The sequence below is a fragment of the Streptomyces violaceusniger Tu 4113 genome (assembly GCF_000147815.2).
In the GTDB taxonomy this organism is placed as follows: Bacteria; Actinomycetota; Actinomycetes; order Streptomycetales; family Streptomycetaceae; genus Streptomyces; species Streptomyces violaceusniger_A.
In genome coordinates, this window is record NC_015957.1 from 10,100,455 (window position 1) to 10,117,607 (window position 17,153).

The following is a 17,153-nucleotide window of genomic DNA, read 5'->3' on the forward strand; positions in this document are numbered from 1 at the left end:
CGCTCCCGCATGCCCCTGGCGGTCTACGTCCTCGGGCTGTCCGTCTTCGCTCTCGGTACCTCCGAGTTCATGCTGTCCGGGCTGCTGCAACCCGTCGCTCGGGACATGGGGGTGTCCATCCCCACGGCCGGGTTGCTGATATCGGCCTTCGCGATCGGGATGGTGGTCGGGGCGCCGGTGCTGGCGGCGGCCACGTTGCGGCTGCCTCGGCGGACGACGCTGATGGCGCTGCTGGCGGCGTTCGGGCTCGGGCAGATCGCGGGGGCGCTGGCGCCGTCGTACGGGGTGCTGTTCGCCTCGCGGGTCGTCAGCGCGTTCGCGTGTGCCGGGTTCTGGGCGGTGGGCGCCGCGGTGGCGGTATCGCTGGTGCCGGTGAACGCGCGGGCGAAGGCGATGGCGGTGATGGTCGGCGGACTGAGCATCGCGAACATCGCGGGGGTCCCCGCCGGGGCGTTGCTCGGGCAGCACGCGGGGTGGCGCGCCGCCTTCTGGGCGGTGGCCGGGCTGTCGGCGCTCGGGCTGGTCGGAGTCGTCGCGCTCGTACCGCGTACGGAGGTGCCGACCGGGGACGACCGGCCGCGGCTGCGGGCCGAGTTGCGCATCTACCGCGACCGGCAGGTGTGGCTGGCGCTGGTCGCCACCGCGCTGAGCGGTGGCGCGGTCTTCTGTCTGTTCTCCTACCTCGGGCCGCTGCTGACGGATGTGGCGGGGCTGGACGAGGGCTGGGTGCCGACCGTGCTCGCGCTGTTCGGAGTCGGCGCGCTGCTGGGTACGGTGCTCGGCGGGCGGATCGCGGACGCGCATCTGTTCGGCACGATGCTCGGGGGCATCACCGCCTCGACGGTCGTGCTGAGCGCGTTGGCGCTGACCGCGCACAGCGCGGTCGCGGCCGTGACCTTGGCGCTGCTGCTCGGCTTCACTGCCTTCTTCACCGCGCCCGCGCTCAACGCCCGGATGTTCAACCTCGCGAACGCCGCGCCCACGCTCGCGGGCGCGACGAACACCTCGGCCTTCAACATCGGCAACACGGTGGGCCCGTGGCTCGGCGGCCTCGTCATCGACCTGGGCTGGGGCTACCCGGCGGTCGCCTGGACGGGTGCGGCACTCGCCGGTACGGGCGTGGTGACGACGGTCGCCGCGATGCGGCTGCACCGGGCGGCCGGTGCCTCGCGCGTCATCGCCACGTCGGCGACGTACTCCCCGGCGGACGCGGAAGCGGCGCCCGACCCGTCGCGCACGACGCCCTGAGAGACCCCGACCCGTCGCGCACGACGCCCTGAGAGACCCCACCTCGTCGCGCGGGCGCGGCCACACCGCCCGCGCGGGGCACTCACCTTGGCGCCGGAGCCGAGCTTGATGCCCGCCATACCCCGCAGCGCGGCCGCACCGGGCGGTCGGTTGGCAGGACGGGTGGCAGGCCCGCCCCGGTCACCCCGGGTCCGCGTTCGCGGCTCGTTGGGGGCGGCGGAGACCCGCAGCCTTCAGACGGCGTACCGCCCGCGGCGCGGCCGCCCTCAGCCGCTCGGGGGCACGAGCGGCAGCGCGGCAGCGCGGCAGACCTACGCACGGCGGGGGCGTGGCGGCCGCACCGGCGGCCGGTTGGCAGGGAGGGCGGGCCGCGGGCCCGCCCGCACCGGTCAGTCCGCGTTCGCGGCTCGTTGGGGGCGGCGGAGGCCCGCGGCCTTCAGGCGGCGGAGGAGTTCCTTGCTGCCGACCTCCTCCGCGCCCGCCCGTACCGCCTTCGCGTACAGCTCGCTCGGCAGGTCGTAGTGGTCGCGGTCGAAGCCTCGGCGCGGGGCGCCGATGCGGGCGGCGAAGGCGTGGAGTTCGGTGTAGGAGACATCGCTGACCAGGTGGGACCACAGACGGCCGTGGCCCGGCCACGAGGGCGGGTCGATCAGTACGGCCATCAGAGGGTGGTGCCCAACGATCCCACGGGCGCCACCGCGACCGCCGTCTTGCCGCAGACCCAGTGCGGGTTGGGGCCCAACTCGGGCTCCACGTCGAGGGCGTGGAGGTCGCCGCCCTGAGTGCATACGGGGCACAGCGGCCATCGGCCGTACCGTTCCAGCAGGGCGTCCTGGACGTCCTGGGCGACCAGACCGGCCACGTACTCGATGCCTTCCGGCCACTGCTCGACCCACCACCGCCGGTGCGCGATCGCGTCTTCGACCAGCGAGACGATATCGGCCCGGGCGACCTCGCCCGCCGCGAGGTCGGCCAGGACGAGGGCGCGGGCCGCGTGCAGTGCGTGTTCGAGCTTCATGGGTTCCATTGTCACCTTTGCTTCCTCCTGGCGCCTGTTTGCTTCATCCCCGGTCTCGCTTCGTCCCCGCTCTTCTCACTTCGTCTCGCTGCGGCCCGCCGCCCGGAGGCTCGCTGCGGCCCGCCGCCCGGAGGGTTGACGGACCCCGTGGCCGGAAATAGTTTTCGCGGATGAGCAGCGACCTGAAGGAAACTTTCATGCCACCACCGCAATCCGCCCCCACCCCGCCCCCTCCGGCCGCCCTCGCCGCGAAGGTGCGCACGTTAGGCCCCTCCATGACCCGCTCCATGCAGCGCGTGGCCGAGGCCGTGGCGGGGGATCCGGCCGGATGCGCGGCGCTCACCGTCACCGGGCTCGCCGAGCGGACCGGCACCAGCGAGGCCACCGTCGTCCGCACCTCCCGACTGCTCGGCTACCCCGGATATCGCGATCTGCGCATCGCGCTCGCCGCGCTCGCCGCACACCAGGCCGCCGGGCGGGCCCCGGCCGTCACCGCGGACATCGCGGTCGACGATCCGATCGCCGACGTGGTCACCAAGCTGGCGCGGGAGGAGCAGCAGTGTCTGGCCGACACCGCCGCCGTCCTGGACGCCGGCCAGGTCGAGGCGGCCGTCTCGGCACTGGCCACGGCGCGCCGGATCGATGTGTACGGGGTGGGGGCGTCCAGCCTCGTCGGGCAGGACCTGGTCCAGAAGCTGCTGCGCATCGGGCTGATAGCCCACGCGCACGCCGATCCGCATCTCGCGGTCACCAACGCGGTCCAGCTCCACTCCGGCGACGTCGCCATCGCGATCACCCATTCCGGGCGTACGACGGACGTCATCGAGCCGCTGCGGGTGGCCTTCGAGCGCGGCGCGACCACCGTCGCGATCACCGGACGACCGGACGGCGAGGTCGCGCAGTACGCGGACCTGGTGCTCACCACCTCCACCGCCCGTGAGAGCGAGCTGCGCCCGGCGGCCATGTCCAGCCGCACCAGCCAGCTCCTGGTGGTGGACTGCCTGTTCATAGGGGTCGCCCAGCGGACGTACGAATCGGCGGCGCCCGCCCTCTCCGCGTCGTACGAGGCCCTCGCGCACCGCCACGACCCGCGCCCCGGGCATCGCTGAGCCGGGCACCGATCATCGCTTCGCCCGGTGACTGCCCACCAGTCACCGTCACCCCCACCCCCGCCCTGACGTACCGGAAAGAGCCGCTTCACCATGACTTCCGCCGACTTCGCAGCCGACCCCACCGACTCCGCAGCCGACCAGGACTCCACCCGGCTCCGCGCCCAGCTCGACACCCTGACCACCGAGGCGTTCCGCCCCGAACTCGCCGAGATCGACCGGCTCGAAACCCTCGAGATCGCCCGGATCATGAACGCGGAGGACGCCGGCGTCCCCGCCGCCGTCGCCCTCCAGCTCCCCCGCATCGCCGCCGCCATCGACGCCATCGCCGCGCGGATGTCCCGTGGCGGCCGTCTCCTCTATACGGGCGCGGGCACCGCCGGACGGCTCGGGGTGCTCGACGCGAGCGAGTGCCCGCCCACCTTCAATACCCGGCCCGAGCGGGTCGTCGGGGTGATCGCGGGCGGCCCGGACGCCGTGGTGACCTCGGTCGAGGGCGCGGAGGACAGCGCGGAGCTGGCCGCCCGGGACCTCGACCTGCTCGGGATCGGCCCCGACGACACGGTGGTCGGCGTCTCGGCCTCCGGCCGCACCCCGTACGCCGTGGGCGCGGTCGAACACGGCCGCCGGATCGGCGCGCTCACCGTCGGGCTGTCCTGCAACGCCGACTCGGCGCTCGCCGCCGCGGCCGACCACGGCATCGAGATCGTCGTGGGGCCGGAGCTGCTCACCGGCTCGACGCGGCTGAAGGCGGGCACGGCCCAGAAGCTGGTGCTCAACATGATCTCGACCATCACCATGATCCGGTTGGGCAAGACCTTCGGAAATCTGATGGTCGATGTGCGCGCCTCCAACGACAAGCTGCGCGCCCGCTCCCGGAGGATCGTCTTCCTGGCGACCGGCGCCTCCGACCAGCGGATCGAGAGCGCGCTGGCGGCCACGGACGGCGAGGTGAAGAACGCGATCCTCACCATCCTGGGCGAGGTGGACGCCCCGACCGCCGAGAAGCTGCTCGCCGAGGCGCACGGCCATCTGCGCGCCGCCCTCGATGCGGCCAAGGAGTAGGCCCCGGATACGCCGGGCTGCAGATACGCCGGTATACGCGGGACCCCGGATCCGCCCGCCCCCAAAAAAACGCCGTCGGGGCGGCACCCCTGGGAGAGGGTGCCGCCCCGACGTCCTGGACGGTACGACCGACCGGCGAACGAACGCGCCGAATCGATCAGAAGTCCATGTCACCGCCCGGCATGCCGCCCGGAGCGCCCGCCGGGGCGGCCTTCTCCGGCTTGTCGGCGATGACGGCCTCGGTGGTGAGGAACAGCGCGGCGATCGACGCGGCGTTCTGCAGCGCGGAGCGCGTGACCTTGGCCGGGTCGATGATGCCCTCGGCGATCAGGTCGACGTACTCACCGGTCGCGGCGTTGAGGCCGTGGCCCGGGGTCAGGTTGCGCACCTTCTCGACCACGACGCCGCCCTCGAGACCGGCGTTGACCGCGATCTGCTTCAGCGGGGCCTCCAGGGCCAGGCGCACGGCCTGGGCACCGGTGGCCTCGTCGCCCTCGAGCTCCAGCTTCTCGAAGATCGAGACGGTCTGCAGCAGGGCCACGCCACCACCGGCGACGATGCCCTCCTCGACGGCCGCCTTGGCGTTGCGCACCGCGTCCTCGATGCGGTGCTTGCGCTCCTTGAGCTCGACCTCGGTGGCGGCACCGGCCTTGATGACGGCCACGCCGCCGGCCAGCTTCGCCAGGCGCTCCTGCAGCTTCTCGCGGTCGTAGTCCGAGTCCGAGGACTCGATCTCGGCGCGGATCTGGTTGACGCGGCCCTGCACCTGGTCGGTGTCGCCGGCGCCGTCCACGATGGTGGTCTCGTCCTTGGTGACGGTGACCTTACGGGCGCGGCCGAGCAGGTCCACCCCGGCGTTCTCCAGCTTGAGGCCGACCTCCTCGGAGATGACGGTGCCACCGGTAAGGATGGCGATGTCACCGAGCATGGCCTTACGGCGGTCACCGAAGCCCGGGGCCTTGACGGCGACGGACTTGAAGGTGCCACGGATCTTGTTGACGACCAGGGTCGCCAGGGCCTCGCCCTCGACGTCCTCGGCGATGATCAGCAGCGGCTTGCCCGACTGCATGACCTTCTCGAGCAGCGGAAGGAGGTCCTTCACGCTACTGATCTTCGAGTTGACGATCAGGATGTACGGGTCGTCGAGCGACGCCTCCATACGCTCCATGTCCGTCGCGAAGTACGGGGAGATGTAGCCCTTGTCGAAGCGCATGCCCTCGGTGAGCTCGAGCTCGAGCCCGAAGGTCTGCGACTCCTCGACGGTGATGACACCTTCCTTGCCGACCTTGTCCATCGCCTCGGCGATGAGTTCGCCGATCTGGGTGTCGGCGGCGGAGATGGAGGCGGTGGAGGCGATCTGCTCCTTGGTCTCCACGTCCTTGGCCTGCTCGAGAAGCTGGGCGGAGACGGCCTCGACGGCCTTCTCGATACCCCGCTTGAGCGCCATCGGGTTGGCACCCGCGGCGACGTTGCGGAGGCCCTCCTTGACCAGCGCCTGGGCGAGGACGGTCGCGGTCGTCGTGCCGTCACCGGCGACGTCGTCCGTCTTCTTCGCGACCTCCTTGACCAGCTCGGCGCCGATCTTCTCGTACGGGTCCTCGAGCTCGATCTCCTTGGCGATGGAAACACCATCGTTGGTGATCGTGGGGGCGCCCCACTTCTTCTCGAGGACGACGTTGCGGCCCTTGGGGCCGAGGGTGACCTTGACGGCGTCGGCGAGCTGGTTCATCCCGCGCTCGAGGCCGCGCCGCGCCTCCTCGTCGAACGCGATGATCTTGGCCATGTGAAGTGGTCCTCCCAAGACGGGGTGGATTGCTCCGGACCGCGCTGGCGCCCGCGACGGACGGCCTGCCTGCCGTGCGGTTCCTTGCCCCGCATGGCCTGGCGGGCCTCACCGACCCGGTCCTTCTGTCACTCTCAACGTCAGAGTGCTAACGCCAATGATTAGCACTCGGACCTATAGAGTGCAAGCGGCCGGAGGCCATCCTTGGGGGGGTGGCGGCCGGGCGACGGGCGGGCGCAAGCGGCCGGAGGCCATCCCCTGCCGTACCCAGCCCCGTAATGATCAGCGCGGACACGCCGAAGGGTCCGTACCCTGGCCGGGACACGGACCCTTCGGACTGTACTGTTCAGCTGCGTCGCGTCGGCGCGTCAGCCTACGGCCACGCGGACCATGTCGGCCTGCGGGCCCTTCTGACCCTGCGAGATCTCGAACTCGACCCGCTGGCCTTCCTCGAGGGTGCGGTACCCGTCCATCTGGATCGCGCTGTAGTGGACGAACACATCCGCACCACCGTCGACCGCGATGAAGCCGTACCCCTTCTCCGCGTTGAACCACTTGACGGTGCCCTGAGCCATTCCTAACTCCCCTATTGCTGGCCCTTGCGCAGGACCGCACTCCGCGGACCCGGGTCAGACCTCACCCCCCGGATGTGGGGGGTGTGCGCCGGAACGCGTCGACCGCCGCTGAATGTATCCGTCCCAACGCCCTCTGCAACAGGTCAATCGGACGAGAATTCTGGGCACGGCCGAACGGTTAAAAGAGAGAATTTATGTGAAGTTCGGGCAAGCCGGGCGGGACATAGGGAACCAACCCGACAATTCGCGCTCACACTTTACGCACAACTTGACGAGTTCTCATATGTGGTTCCGGCCCGGGGGCCATCGGGGAATCCGGGCAACTGTATCGCGATTCCACACACGGAATCGCCCCGTCCGGTTGTCCCCGGACGGGGCGATTCCAAAGGTGAGAAGGGTGGACGCGGGGTCAGCAGCCGCCCGCGACCGCCGGGATGATCGAGATCCCGGCACCGTCCGGGATCGCCGTGGCCAGGCCGTCGGCGAAGCGGACGTCGTCGTCGTTGACGTAGACGTTGACGAAGCGGCGGAGCTTGCCGGTGTCGTCCAGCACGCGGGCGGCGATGCCCTGGTGGTTCTTCTCCAGGTCCGCCAGGACCTCGGCGAGGGTCGCGCCCTCGGCGGGGACCTCGGCCTGACCGGCGGTGTAGGTGCGCAGGATGGTCGGGATTCGGACGTTGACGCTCATGCGAGACCAGCCTCTCGGAACGAGTCAAGGGTGGGGCGGATGATGGCGGAGGGGCCCGTGGTGGGGGCCACCGCGTCGAGGGTCTTGAGGCCGTCGCCGGTGTTGAGCACGACGGTCGTCAGGGACGGGTCGAGCAGACCGTCCTCGATCAGCTTCTTGGTCACGCCGACGGTGACCCCGCCCGCGGTCTCCGCGAAGATCCCCTCGGTGCGGGCGAGCAGCTTGATCGCGTCGACGATCTGCTCGTCGTTCACGTCCTCCACCGCGCCGCCCGTACGGCGGGTGATGTCCAGGACGTACGGGCCGTCCGCGGGGTTGCCGATGGCCAGCGACTTGGCGATGGTCTGCGGCTTCTGCGGCCGGACGACGTCATGGCCGGCCTTGAACGCGGCGGAGACCGGGGAGCACCCCTCGGCCTGGGCGCCGAAGATCTTGTAGGGCTTGTCCTCGACCAGACCGATCGAGATCAGCTCCTTCAGCCCCTTGTCGATCTTGGTGAGCTGGGAGCCGGAGGCGATCGGGATGACGATCTGGTCCGGCAGCCGCCAGCCGAGCTGCTCGCAGATCTCGTAGGCCAGGGTCTTGGAGCCCTCGCCGTAGTACGGCCGCAGATTGACGTTGACGAAGCCCCAGCCCTCGCCCGCCGGGTCGCCGATCAGCTCGCTGCAGAAGCGGTTGACGTCGTCGTAGGTGCCCTCGATGCCGACCAGCTCACCGCCGTAGACCGCGGCCATGACGACCTTGCCCGCCTCCAGGTCGTGCGGGATGAAGACGCAGGAGCGGAAGCCCGCGCGGGCGGCCGCGGCGCCGACCGCGCCGGCGAGGTTGCCGGTGGAGGAGCAGGAGAGGGTGGTGAAGCCGAAGGTGCGGGCGGCCTGGACCGCGATGGCGACGACCCGGTCCTTGAAGGAGTGGGTGGGGTTCCCGGAGTCGTCCTTGATGTGCAGCTCACCGGTGACGCCGAGCTCACGGGCGAGGTTGTCGGCCTTGACCAACTGGGTGAAACCGGGGTGCAGGCTGGGCTGGTCCGCCACGTCCGCGGGGACGGGCAGCAGCGGGGCATAGCGCCAGATGCTGTTCGGACCGGCCTCGATGCGCCGCCGCAGCTCCTCCGGGTCGCCGGCCGGCAGCTCGTACGCGACCTCGAGCGGCCCGAAACACACCTCACACGCGAAGATCGGGCCCAGATCGAACCGCTCACCGCACTCCCGGCAGGACAATGCGATGGCGGGACCGAAGGCACCGGAGGCGTCGGAGGTGGAGGAAGTGGTTGAGCTTTCTACTGACTGCACAGCCATGGATGGCGAGGCCCTTTCTCCTCATCTTCCTCGCGACGCATTTCGCCACGAGACGGAATTGGCACCTTCCCGAGCTGGGAGCCTCGCTGCGGAATGCGAGATCAGCTGGAGGGTTGCCGGGGCTTCAACGGGCCGTTCCCTCTGCCCCTCTGGATGAGCGGTATGGCGCCGGGCGGACCCGGGCGTTTGTCAGCACGGCATCATCACGGACTTCCTCGGTAAACACCGAGGTCGACCCCGACATACGACGGCCATGTGCGTTGTTCAAGACTGTAACCGACGGCCCGGATGGTTGAGCTAGCCGTCCGATGCGCGAGATGGATCACAGCGACCACGGCAGGGGAGAGACACAGGTGCTGGATGAGGTGGAGCGCTGGCTGAAGCACCGCTCCTGGTCGGCCGACGACCGGCCGCTGAACCGCCTGCTGGACGCGAAGCGGGGCTCGGCGACGACCCTGAGCGTGGTTCTGCCCGCCCTGAACGAGGAGGCCACGGTCGGCGAGATCGCCGCGACGATCCGCCGCGAGCTGATGGGCGAGGCGGCGCCGCTGGTGGACGAGCTGGTGGTGCTGGACTCCGGCTCGACGGACCGCACCGCCGAGGTCGCCGCGGCGGCGGGCGCGACCGTCGTCCACCGCGACTCGCTGCTGCCCGGGCTGCCCGCGCTGCCCGGCAAGGGCGAGGTGCTGTGGCGGTCCCTGCTGGCCACGAGCGGCGACATCATCTGCTTCATCGACGCCGACCTGCGGGAATTCGATCCGCGCTTCGTCTCGGGGATCGTCGGTCCGCTGCTGACCGACCCCACGCTGCAGCTCGTGAAGGGCATGTACGACCGCCCGCTCGGCGACGTGGCGGGCCAGGGCGGCCGGGTCACCGAGCTGGTCGCCCGCCCGCTGCTGAATCTGCACTGGCCCCAGCTCGCCGGATTCGTCCAGCCGCTGGGCGGTGAGTACGCGGCGCGCCGCACGCTGCTGGAGCGGCTGCCCTTCCCGGTCGGCTACGGGGTCGAGCTGGGCCTGCTGGTCGACGCGCTGCACACGGTGGGTCTCGACGCGCTCGGCCAGGTGGACATCGGGGTGCGCAAACACCGCCACCAGGACGGGCTGGCGCTCGGCCGGATGGCGGCCGCGATCTACCGCACCGCGCAGTTGCGGCTGGCCCGGGGCCATTTGGTGCGGCCGCGGCTGACCCAGTTCGACCGGGGCGAGACCGGCTTCGAGCCGCGCACCACGGCCGTGGACACCGAGGAGCGGCCGCCGATGATCGAGATACCGGAGTACGCGGAGCGGCGCGCGGCGTGATGACCCCGGGCGGCGCGGCGTGATGACCCCGGGACCCCGGCATCAGGCGATGGCTCCTACGGGTCGGAAACACGCCGCCCCATACCGCCTACGGGGCAAGAAACCGTACGTACGTTTGCGCGGGGTCGCGGCTGGCTAGGCTCGCGACATGGCAGTTCCGCGCACCGCCCCGATCCTGGTCGCGTCCAATCGCGGTCCGGTCTCGTACACCCTGGACGAGGACGGCTCGCTCACCGCCCGGCGCGGCGGTGGCGGGCTGGTCTCCGGCCTCAGCGCCATCGGCCCGGACGCGAACGCGGTGTGGGCGTGCGCAGCGCTCGGGGAGGGTGACCGCGAGGCGGCCCGGCGCGCCGGGGACAACCATCTGAACCCCGGTGACACCGGCGGCCAGCAGGTGCGGATGCTCGATATCGCGCCGGATGTCTTCGCCGCCGCGTACAACGGCATCGCCAATTCGGTGCTGTGGTTCGTCCACCATCTGCTCTACCAGACCCCGGTCGAGCCGGTCTTCGACGCGGAGTTCGCCGACCAGTGGGCGGCCTACGAGACCTATAACGCGGCCTTCGCGGACGCGCTCGCCGAGGAGGCGGTGGACGAGGCCGTCGTCCTGGTGCAGGACTACCACCTGGCGCTGGTGCCCGCGATGCTCCGCGAGCGGCGCCCCGACCTGCGGATCGGTCATTTCTCGCACACCCCCTGGGCCCCGCCGGACTACTACCGGCTGCTGCCGGACGATGTCGCGGCGGGTGTGCTGCGCGGCATCCTCGGCGGCGACCGCGCCGCGTTCCTCACCGAGCGCTGGGCCGGGGCCTTCGCCGACTGCTGCACGGCCGTGCTGGGCGCGGAGATCGTCCGGGACGGCGACGGCGCGGCGACGGCCGTGCGCTTCGAGGGGCGGGAGACCCGGCTGGGCGTCCACGGCCTGGGCGCGGACGCGGACTTCCTGCGGCAGCGGTCGCGGCAGGCCGATGTGGACGAACGGCTGACCAGTCTGCGGGCGCAGATCGGGCCGGACCGGAAGTCGATCGTCCGGGTGGACCGCACCGAGCTGTCCAAGAACATCGTGCGCGGGCTGCTGGCCTACCGGCGGCTGCTGGAGACCCACCCCGAGTGGCGCGAGCGCGTGGTGCATGTGGCCTTCGCCTACCCCTCCCGCCAGGACCTCGCGGTCTACCGCGACTACACCGAGCGGGTGCGGCGGCTCGCGGACGAGATCAACGCCGAGTACGGCACGGCGGGCTGGACCCCGGTCGCCCTGCATGTGAAGGACGACTTCGCACGGTCGCTCGCGGCCTACCGACTGGCGGACGTGGCGCTGGTCAACCCCATCCGGGACGGGATGAACCTGGTGGCCAAGGAGGTCCCGGTGGTCTCCGAGCGGGGATGTGCGCTGGTGCTGTCGCGGGAGGCGGGGGCGTACGCCGAGCTGGGCGACGACGCGCTGGTGGTGAACCCGTACGACGTGGAGGCCACGGCCCGGGCCCTGGACGAGGCGCTGCGCATGAGCGACGGCGAGCGCGCGGACCGTACGAAGCGACTCGCCGCCGCCGCGACCGCGCTGCCGCCCCAGGCATGGTTCCTGGCGCAGTTGCGGGCGCTGTAGGGCGAGGGTTTCGCGGTGGCGGCGGGGCTTCTGAGCCACGGACTTCTGAGCCACAGACTTACGAGGTGACGGGCGCGGGTTCGGCGAGCTCTACGTGGTGGCGGGTTCCTGAACCACGGACCTCCGACGTGACGGGCGCGGTCCGGGCAACGGACGCCGCCCGGGTGACCGGCGCGGTCCGGGCAACGGACGCCGCCCGGGTGACCGGCGCGGTCCGGGCGGGCGCTACGAGGCGTTGGCGCCGCTGACCGCGTCGGCCAGGGACGACAGCAGCTCCACCACGCCCGCCGGGCCGTCGACCACCAGGTCGGCCCGCTCGGCGAGTTCGGTCACCTCCGAGCTGCCGCTGCACACCAGCACCCCCGGCACACCCTCCTCACGCAGCCGCTCCACCGCCGCGAAGGCGGCCAGGTCGCCCAGGTCGTCGCCCGCGTAGAGCACGGCTTCCGCGTCCGTCCGCCGTACGTACTCCGTGAGCGCGACGCCCTTGTCCATGCCCGGCGGCCGTAGCTCCAGCACCAGCCGGCCCGGCTCGACGATCAGCCCATGGCGCTCGGCCAGGGCGTGAAGCGGCGCGCGCAGCAGCTCGAACGTGGCCTGCGGGTCCTCGGCACGGCGGGTGTGGACGGCGACGGCGCGGCCCTTGTCCTCGATCCAGGTGCCCTGCGCGGCGCCGTACTCCTCGAGGACGGCGGGGAGTTCGGCCTGGACGGCGGCGACGCCGGGGTGCGGTTCGGGTGCCTGCACGGCGCCGCTCGCCGCGTCCCAGCGCTCGGCGCCGTAGAGGCCGAGGACGACGAGCCCGTTCAGCCCCTCGGCCCCGGCGAAGCCGCCGTACCGGACGGCGACCTCGGCCGGACGGCCGGTGATCACCGCGACGGAGCGCAGCCGCGGGGCCAGCCGGGAGAGCGCGGGGACGGCGCCGGGATGGGCGCGGGCCTGGTCGGGGTCGGGGACGATCTCGGCGAGGGTGCCGTCGAAGTCGAGTCCGACGACGGCGCGGCCGGGCCGTTCGAGGAGGGCTGCGAGGCCCTCGCGGCCGGCGGCGGTGGTAGGTACGGGGAGGGGGTGACTGCCCATAGCGCTGCCCATGGCGGTGACCCTACCGGGCCCGGCGGCATCACGGGCTTCCCCCGGGCGTCCCACCGGTGAACGGCCCAGGGAGGTCCCGCCGGTGAACGGCCCCCAGCCGCCCCGCCGGTGCACCGCCCCGGCCCCCCTCCCCCGATGGACGTCAGCGCCGTTCGCGGCGCTCGTCCCTGACCCGCCGCAGCCGGTTGACGGTCACCGGGTCGTGCTCCAGGGCCCTGGGGTCGTCCAACAGCGCGTTCAGCAACTGGTAGTAGCGGGTGGGGGAGATGCCCAGCCGCTCCCGTATCGCACGCTCCTTGGCGCCGGGGCCCGGCCAGCCGCGTCGCTCCACGGCGAGCACGGCCACGTCGCGGTCGGACAGCCCGGCGCCCGGGCCCGGCTCCAGGTGCTGCCCCTCGGCCGGGCTGTCGACCTGCTCCCGGCCCCCGTCCTGCTCCCCGCCCCCGCCTTCGCCTTCGCCTTCGCCTTCGCCTTCGTCGGCAGGGTCGTCGGAGGGGCCGGGGCCGGGCGTGTCCACTGTCATGCCCCCGCATTCTCCATGGCGTCGGCCTCGCGCTGGATCTGGCCCAGCACGCTCGTCGGGTCGCCGCCCTTGGCCACGGTCGAGCCGATCTTCTGCTTGAACAGCTTGCTGACCTCCGCCCAGGAGGTCTTGTCGGCCGGGTAGAACTCGGCGCTCTCCAGCTCGTCGAGGAATCGCCACAGCCGCTTGTACTCACGGTCGCCGAGCATCGTCTGCTCGACGGCGGTGGTCACCGGCAGCAGGTCGTACTCGGTGACGAAGTCCAGCACGTTCTTCTCGGTGTAGACGAAGTCGAGGAACTTCCCGATCTGCGTGCGGTGGCCGTTCTGCTTGAAGGCCATCAGCCAGTCGGCGACGCCCATCGTCGACGGGGACTTGCCCCTGCGGCCGGGCAGGGGCGCGGTGCCGTAGCTGATGCCGTGGCCGGACGCCTGCTGCATCAGGGTCGGGTGGCCGTTGAGCATGCCGACCTCGCCGCGGGTGAAGGCGTCGAAGGCGTCCTGCCGGTTGGTGCGGGCCGGGGAGCCGGGGCCGGTGAGGTCCGCGCCGACCAGTTCGTCCCGCAGCCATTCGAAGGTCTCGATGTTCGCGGAGGAGTCGATGGTGTAGCTGCCGTTGGTGTCGGTGTAGCCGCCACCGCCGCTGAGCATCCACATCATGGTCTCGGCCTGGCACTCCTCGGGGCCGAGCGGCAGCGCGTAGGGGATCTTCACCCCGTCGGCCTTGAGCCGGACGGCCGCCTCCTTGAGCTCGTCCCAGCTCGTGGGGGCGGAGGATATACCGGCCTGGTCGAAGAGCTTCTTGTTGTAGAAGAGCAGCCGGGCGCTGGCCACGAACGGCACCCCGTACTGCACCCGCCGCACCTCGCCCGCATGGGCGATCGAGGTGATGAAACCGGCCTGGGTGGGGATGGCGAGCATCTCGTCGGCGCGGTAGAGCTTGCCCTGCGCGGCGTAGTCGGCGTACGCGCCGATCTGCGCGATATCCGGGGCCTGACCGTTCTTGACCATCTCGGCAACGCGCCGGTCCACTTCGGTCCAGCTATAGACCTTGACCTCGACCTTGATGCCGCTGTTCTTGGCCTCGAAGGCCCGGGCCAGCTTGTTCCAGTACTTCTGGGAGCCGTTGGCGGTGCTGTCGCCGTAGTCGGCCGCGACCACCTTCAGCGTGGCGTCACCGTCCGAGCCGGAGCTGTCGCTGCCACAGGCCGTGAGCCCGGGTGTCGTCGTCACCGCCGCGACACCCGCCGTCGTCAAACCCAAGAACCGTCGCCGCTGCACCGCTGTTTTCCCACCCTATGGCTTGTTTCATCCTCCAGGGTCCTCCCCCGAGGTCGAGCGAGTCTGCCTTGCAAACCTCCACAAGGTCTACACCATGGGCATATCGCTTCGATATCGGAAGCTCCCTTGCCCAGGTGAGCAGGCTGTTACACGCCAAAGTGCGATGTGTCACCCACTCACAAACGGAAGGTCAGGTTCATACCAACTCCCTTACCGGCAACGGCGTGATCTCCTGACGAGAAGCGGCGAGTGGACTAGACCTCTTATGGTGGATCGCGCGAGACTGTTCCATGTGAAACACGTCATCGCCCTGGATGTGGGCGGCACCGGTATGAAGGCCGCCCTGATCGGGGCGGACACCACACTCCTCCATGAGGCCAGGAGGCCCACCGAGCGGGAGCGCGGACCCGAGGCGGTCGTCGCCGCGATCCTCGACTTCGCCGCCGAGCTGCGCGAGATCGGCGAGCGGCGGTTCGGCGGACCCCCGGTGGCCGCGGGGGTCGGCGTGCCCGGGGTTCTGGACGAGGACCGCGGGGTGGCCGTCTTCGCCGCCAACCTCGGCTGGAGCGACGTCCCGCTGCGCGCGCTGCTCACCGAGCGGCTGGGCGGGATCCCGGTCGCGCTCGGGCACGACGTCCGGATGGGCGGGCTGGCCGAGGGGCGGATAGGAGCGGGCGAGGGCGCGCGGCGCTTCCTGTTCGTCTCCGTGGGCACCGGGATCGCGGGCGCCATCGGCATCGACGGGCGGATCGACCCCGGAGCGCACGGTTCCTCCGGCGAGATCGGCCATATCGTCGTCCGGCCGGGCGGCCCCGCCTGCGGCTGCGGTCAGTCCGGCTGCCTGGAGACGCTCGCCTCGGCGGCGGCGGTGGGCCGCGCCTGGGCCGGTGCGAGCGGCGATCCGACGGCCGACGCCGCCGACTGCGCCAAGGCCGTCCGGTCCGGCGATCCGAGGGCCGTGGCCGTATGGGGGGAGATGGTGGGCGCGCTCGCCGACGGTCTGGTGACCGGCCTCACCCTGCTGGACCCCGGCGTGCTGATCGTCGGCGGTGGGCTGGCCGAGGCCGGGGAGACCCTGTTCGCGCCGCTGCGCACCGCGATCGAGGAGCGGCTCACCTTCCAGCAGCTTCCCCGTATCGTCCCGGCGGCCCTCGGGGACACCGCCGGCTGCCTGGGCGCGGGTCTGCTCGCCTGGGATCGACTCTCCACGGAGGTAACCGCCTGATGGTCCAGCGAACGGTTCTCACAGGCGCCCGGGTGGTCCTGCCGGGAGGCGTGGTCGACAACGGGCGGGTGACGGTCGAGGGCACGCGCATCACCACGACCGGGCCGGCGGCGGATACCGCGTCCGGCCACAGCGAGGAGGCAGTGGAGGCGCTCGACCTGCCGGGCCGCTGGATCGTCCCCGGCTTCGTGGACCTGCATGTGCACGGCGGCGGCGGTGCCTCGTTCTCGGCGGGCACCCCCGAGGAGTCGCTGACCGCCATCCGTACGCACCGGCTGCACGGCACCACCACGATGCTCGCCTCCACCGTCACCGGCGATCTGGACGACCTCGCCCGGCAGGCCGCCGTCCTCTCGGAGCTGGTGGAGCAGGGCGAGTTGGCGGGCATCCACTTCGAAGGGCCGTTCATCTCCCCCCACCGCTGCGGCGCCCACCAGCCATCGCTGCTGCGCGCGCCCGATCCGGCGGATGTGCGCAAGCTGGTGGACGCGGCGCGCGGCACCGCGCGGATGATGACCCTGGCCCCCGAACTGCCGGGCGGGCTGGAGTCCGTACGGCTGCTGGCCGACAGCGGAGTGCTCGCGGCCGTCGGCCACACCGACTCGACGTACGAGGCGACACGGGAGGCCGTCGAGGCGGGCGCGACCGTGGCGACCCACCTGTTCAACGCGATGCCCTCGCTGCTGCACCGCGCCCCCGGCCCGATCGCCGCGCTGCTGGAGGACGAGCGGGTCACCATCGAGCTGATCAACGACGGCACCCATCTGCACCCCGCCATGCTGGAGCTGGCGTTCCACCGGGCGGGCGCGGACCGGGTCGCCTTCATCACCGACGCGATGGGCGCGGCGGGCATGAACGACGGGCGCTATCCGCTCGGCCCCATGGAGGTCGAGGTCAAGGACGGCGTCGCGCGGATCAGCGACGGGCCGACGGCAGGCTCCATCGCGGGCTCCACCCTCACCTTGGACCGGGCCTTCCAGCGGGCCGTCACCATCGACGGGCTCAGCGTCGAGCAGACCGTAAGGGCGCTGTCCGCGACCCCAGCCCGGTTGCTGGGCATCGCCGACCGGGTGGGCTCGCTCGAGGTGGGCAAGGACGCGGATCTCGTCGTGCTCGACGACGACTTCCGGCTGCGGGGCGTGATGCGCCGGGGCAGTTGGGTGGTCCACCCCGAAATGAGCTGAAGTGCCCTGATTTCAGGCGGCGATGACGGTGTCCTGAACGACACGGAGGTCTGTGCCGAAGCCACTCGTTTTGACATGATCGCTCGGGCACGGGCTCAGGTACGGGCACGGGCATTGGTACGGGCCGGGCATTGGTACGGACTCGGGCCCAGCCACGCACG

General features: G+C 71.4%; 16 protein-coding genes and 1 riboswitch. Of the genes, 7 read left to right on the forward strand and 9 right to left on the reverse strand.

Going from position 1 to position 17,153, the window contains the following annotated elements; translation table 11 throughout:
• The first annotated feature begins 9 nt into the window (after positions 1 to 9).
• A complete protein-coding gene (locus STRVI_RS41275; protein WP_086019661.1) occupies positions 10 to 1,248 on the forward strand; it encodes a Cmx/CmrA family chloramphenicol efflux MFS transporter in 1,239 nt (412 codons plus the stop codon).
• Positions 1,249 to 1,637: 389 nt separating this feature from the next.
• On the opposite strand, the gene STRVI_RS41280 is transcribed toward STRVI_RS41275, so the two are convergent.
• Entirely contained in the window at positions 1,638 to 1,910 is a 273-nt protein-coding gene (locus STRVI_RS41280; RefSeq protein WP_014061510.1) for a DUF4031 domain-containing protein, read from the reverse strand.
• Positions 1,910 to 2,275 (reverse strand): hypothetical protein, encoded by a 366-nt coding sequence (locus STRVI_RS41285; protein ID WP_043237407.1) that lies wholly within the window; start codon positions 2,273 to 2,275, stop codon positions 1,910 to 1,912. Before STRVI_RS41285 ends, STRVI_RS41280 begins: the two co-directional genes overlap by 1 nt.
• A 161-nt stretch (positions 2,276 to 2,436) precedes the next feature.
• On the opposite strand from STRVI_RS41285, the gene STRVI_RS41290 reads away from it, so the two are divergent.
• Both STRVI_RS41290 and murQ read left to right on the forward strand, forming a co-directional pair.
• Positions 2,437 to 3,375, forward strand: coding sequence for a MurR/RpiR family transcriptional regulator (locus tag STRVI_RS41290; protein ID WP_043237409.1), 939 nt, complete (start codon positions 2,437 to 2,439; stop codon positions 3,373 to 3,375).
• Positions 3,376 to 3,468: 93 nt separating this feature from the next.
• Positions 3,469 to 4,440, forward strand: coding sequence for an N-acetylmuramic acid 6-phosphate etherase (gene murQ / locus STRVI_RS41295; RefSeq protein ID WP_014061513.1), 972 nt, complete (start codon positions 3,469 to 3,471; stop codon positions 4,438 to 4,440).
• A gap of 157 nt (positions 4,441 to 4,597) precedes the next feature.
• On the opposite strand, the gene groL is transcribed toward murQ, so the two are convergent.
• The 4 genes from groL to thrC form a co-directional block, all read right to left on the reverse strand.
• On the reverse strand, positions 4,598 to 6,223 hold the full coding sequence (gene groL / locus STRVI_RS41300; protein WP_014061514.1) for a chaperonin GroEL: 1,626 nt from the start codon (positions 6,221 to 6,223) through the stop codon (positions 4,598 to 4,600).
• Positions 6,224 to 6,591: 368 nt separating this feature from the next.
• The gene (locus STRVI_RS41305) at positions 6,592 to 6,798 is read right to left on the reverse strand and encodes a cold-shock protein (protein WP_009716982.1); all 207 of its coding nucleotides are present in this window, start codon (positions 6,796 to 6,798) and stop codon (positions 6,592 to 6,594) included.
• Between the two features lie 409 nt (positions 6,799 to 7,207).
• Positions 7,208 to 7,486, reverse strand: coding sequence for a MoaD/ThiS family protein (locus STRVI_RS41310; RefSeq protein WP_014061515.1), 279 nt, complete (start codon positions 7,484 to 7,486; stop codon positions 7,208 to 7,210).
• On the reverse strand, positions 7,483 to 8,784 hold the full coding sequence (thrC, locus tag STRVI_RS41315) for a threonine synthase (protein WP_014061516.1): 1,302 nt from the start codon (positions 8,782 to 8,784) through the stop codon (positions 7,483 to 7,485). The genes STRVI_RS41310 and thrC overlap by 4 nt, the downstream gene beginning before the upstream one ends.
• A gap of 18 nt (positions 8,785 to 8,802) precedes the next feature.
• Positions 8,803 to 8,944, reverse strand: a riboswitch (SAM riboswitch).
• A gap of 193 nt (positions 8,945 to 9,137) precedes the next feature.
• Here thrC and STRVI_RS41320 point away from each other — a divergent pair.
• Complete coding sequence (locus STRVI_RS41320) at positions 9,138 to 10,085, forward strand: glucosyl-3-phosphoglycerate synthase (protein WP_043241498.1); 948 nt, start codon at positions 9,138 to 9,140, stop codon at positions 10,083 to 10,085.
• A gap of 148 nt (positions 10,086 to 10,233) precedes the next feature.
• The gene (locus STRVI_RS41325) at positions 10,234 to 11,688 is read left to right on the forward strand and encodes an alpha,alpha-trehalose-phosphate synthase (UDP-forming) (protein ID WP_014061518.1); all 1,455 of its coding nucleotides are present in this window, start codon (positions 10,234 to 10,236) and stop codon (positions 11,686 to 11,688) included.
• 225 nt (positions 11,689 to 11,913) lie between these two features.
• Here the strand turns inward: STRVI_RS41325 and otsB are convergent, their stop codons facing one another.
• The 3 genes from otsB to STRVI_RS41340 all read right to left on the reverse strand — a co-directional run bounded on the left by otsB (position 11,914) and on the right by STRVI_RS41340 (position 14,583).
• Positions 11,914 to 12,768, reverse strand: a complete 855-nt coding sequence (gene otsB, locus STRVI_RS41330; protein ID WP_208949305.1) for a trehalose-phosphatase — start codon at positions 12,766 to 12,768, stop codon at positions 11,914 to 11,916.
• Between the two features lie 154 nt (positions 12,769 to 12,922).
• A complete protein-coding gene (locus tag STRVI_RS41335) occupies positions 12,923 to 13,165 on the reverse strand; it encodes a DUF3263 domain-containing protein (RefSeq protein ID WP_043241501.1) in 243 nt (80 codons plus the stop codon).
• A gap of 134 nt (positions 13,166 to 13,299) precedes the next feature.
• On the reverse strand, positions 13,300 to 14,583 hold the full coding sequence (locus STRVI_RS41340; protein WP_014061521.1) for an extracellular solute-binding protein: 1,284 nt from the start codon (positions 14,581 to 14,583) through the stop codon (positions 13,300 to 13,302).
• Positions 14,584 to 14,875: 292 nt separating this feature from the next.
• On the opposite strand from STRVI_RS41340, the gene STRVI_RS41345 reads away from it, so the two are divergent.
• Positions 14,876 to 15,808: an ROK family protein gene (locus STRVI_RS41345; protein WP_043241504.1), complete on the forward strand. Its 933-nt coding sequence runs from the start codon at positions 14,876 to 14,878 to the stop codon at positions 15,806 to 15,808.
• On the forward strand, positions 15,808 to 16,992 hold the full coding sequence (gene nagA / locus STRVI_RS41350; RefSeq protein WP_014061523.1) for an N-acetylglucosamine-6-phosphate deacetylase: 1,185 nt from the start codon (positions 15,808 to 15,810) through the stop codon (positions 16,990 to 16,992). Before STRVI_RS41345 ends, nagA begins: the two co-directional genes overlap by 1 nt.
• Positions 16,993 to 17,153 lie beyond the last annotated feature (161 nt).

Bases quoted from the DNA above. Each gene is read 5' to 3' on its own strand.
- STRVI_RS41275 (WP_086019661.1), top strand. From the start codon at position 10: ATGCCCCTGGCGGTCTACGTCCTCGGGCTGTCCGTCTTCGCTCTCGGT.
- STRVI_RS41280 (WP_014061510.1), bottom strand. From the start codon at position 1,910: ATGGCCGTACTGATCGACCCGCCCTCGTGGCCGGGCCACGGCCGTCTG.
- STRVI_RS41285 (WP_043237407.1), bottom strand. From the start codon at position 2,275: ATGGAACCCATGAAGCTCGAACACGCACTGCACGCGGCCCGCGCCCTC.
- STRVI_RS41290 (WP_043237409.1), top strand. From the start codon at position 2,437: ATGAGCAGCGACCTGAAGGAAACTTTCATGCCACCACCGCAATCCGCC.
- murQ (WP_014061513.1), top strand. From the start codon at position 3,469: ATGACTTCCGCCGACTTCGCAGCCGACCCCACCGACTCCGCAGCCGAC.
- groL (WP_014061514.1), bottom strand. From the start codon at position 6,223: ATGGCCAAGATCATCGCGTTCGACGAGGAGGCGCGGCGCGGCCTCGAG.
- STRVI_RS41305 (WP_009716982.1), bottom strand. From the start codon at position 6,798: ATGGCTCAGGGCACCGTCAAGTGGTTCAACGCGGAGAAGGGGTACGGC.
- STRVI_RS41310 (WP_014061515.1), bottom strand. From the start codon at position 7,486: ATGAGCGTCAACGTCCGAATCCCGACCATCCTGCGCACCTACACCGCC.
- thrC (WP_014061516.1), bottom strand. From the start codon at position 8,784: ATGGCTGTGCAGTCAGTAGAAAGCTCAACCACTTCCTCCACCTCCGAC.
- STRVI_RS41325 (WP_014061518.1), top strand. From the start codon at position 10,234: ATGGCAGTTCCGCGCACCGCCCCGATCCTGGTCGCGTCCAATCGCGGT.
- otsB (WP_208949305.1), bottom strand. From the start codon at position 12,768: ATGGGCAGTCACCCCCTCCCCGTACCTACCACCGCCGCCGGCCGCGAG.
- nagA (WP_014061523.1), top strand. From the start codon at position 15,808: ATGGTCCAGCGAACGGTTCTCACAGGCGCCCGGGTGGTCCTGCCGGGA.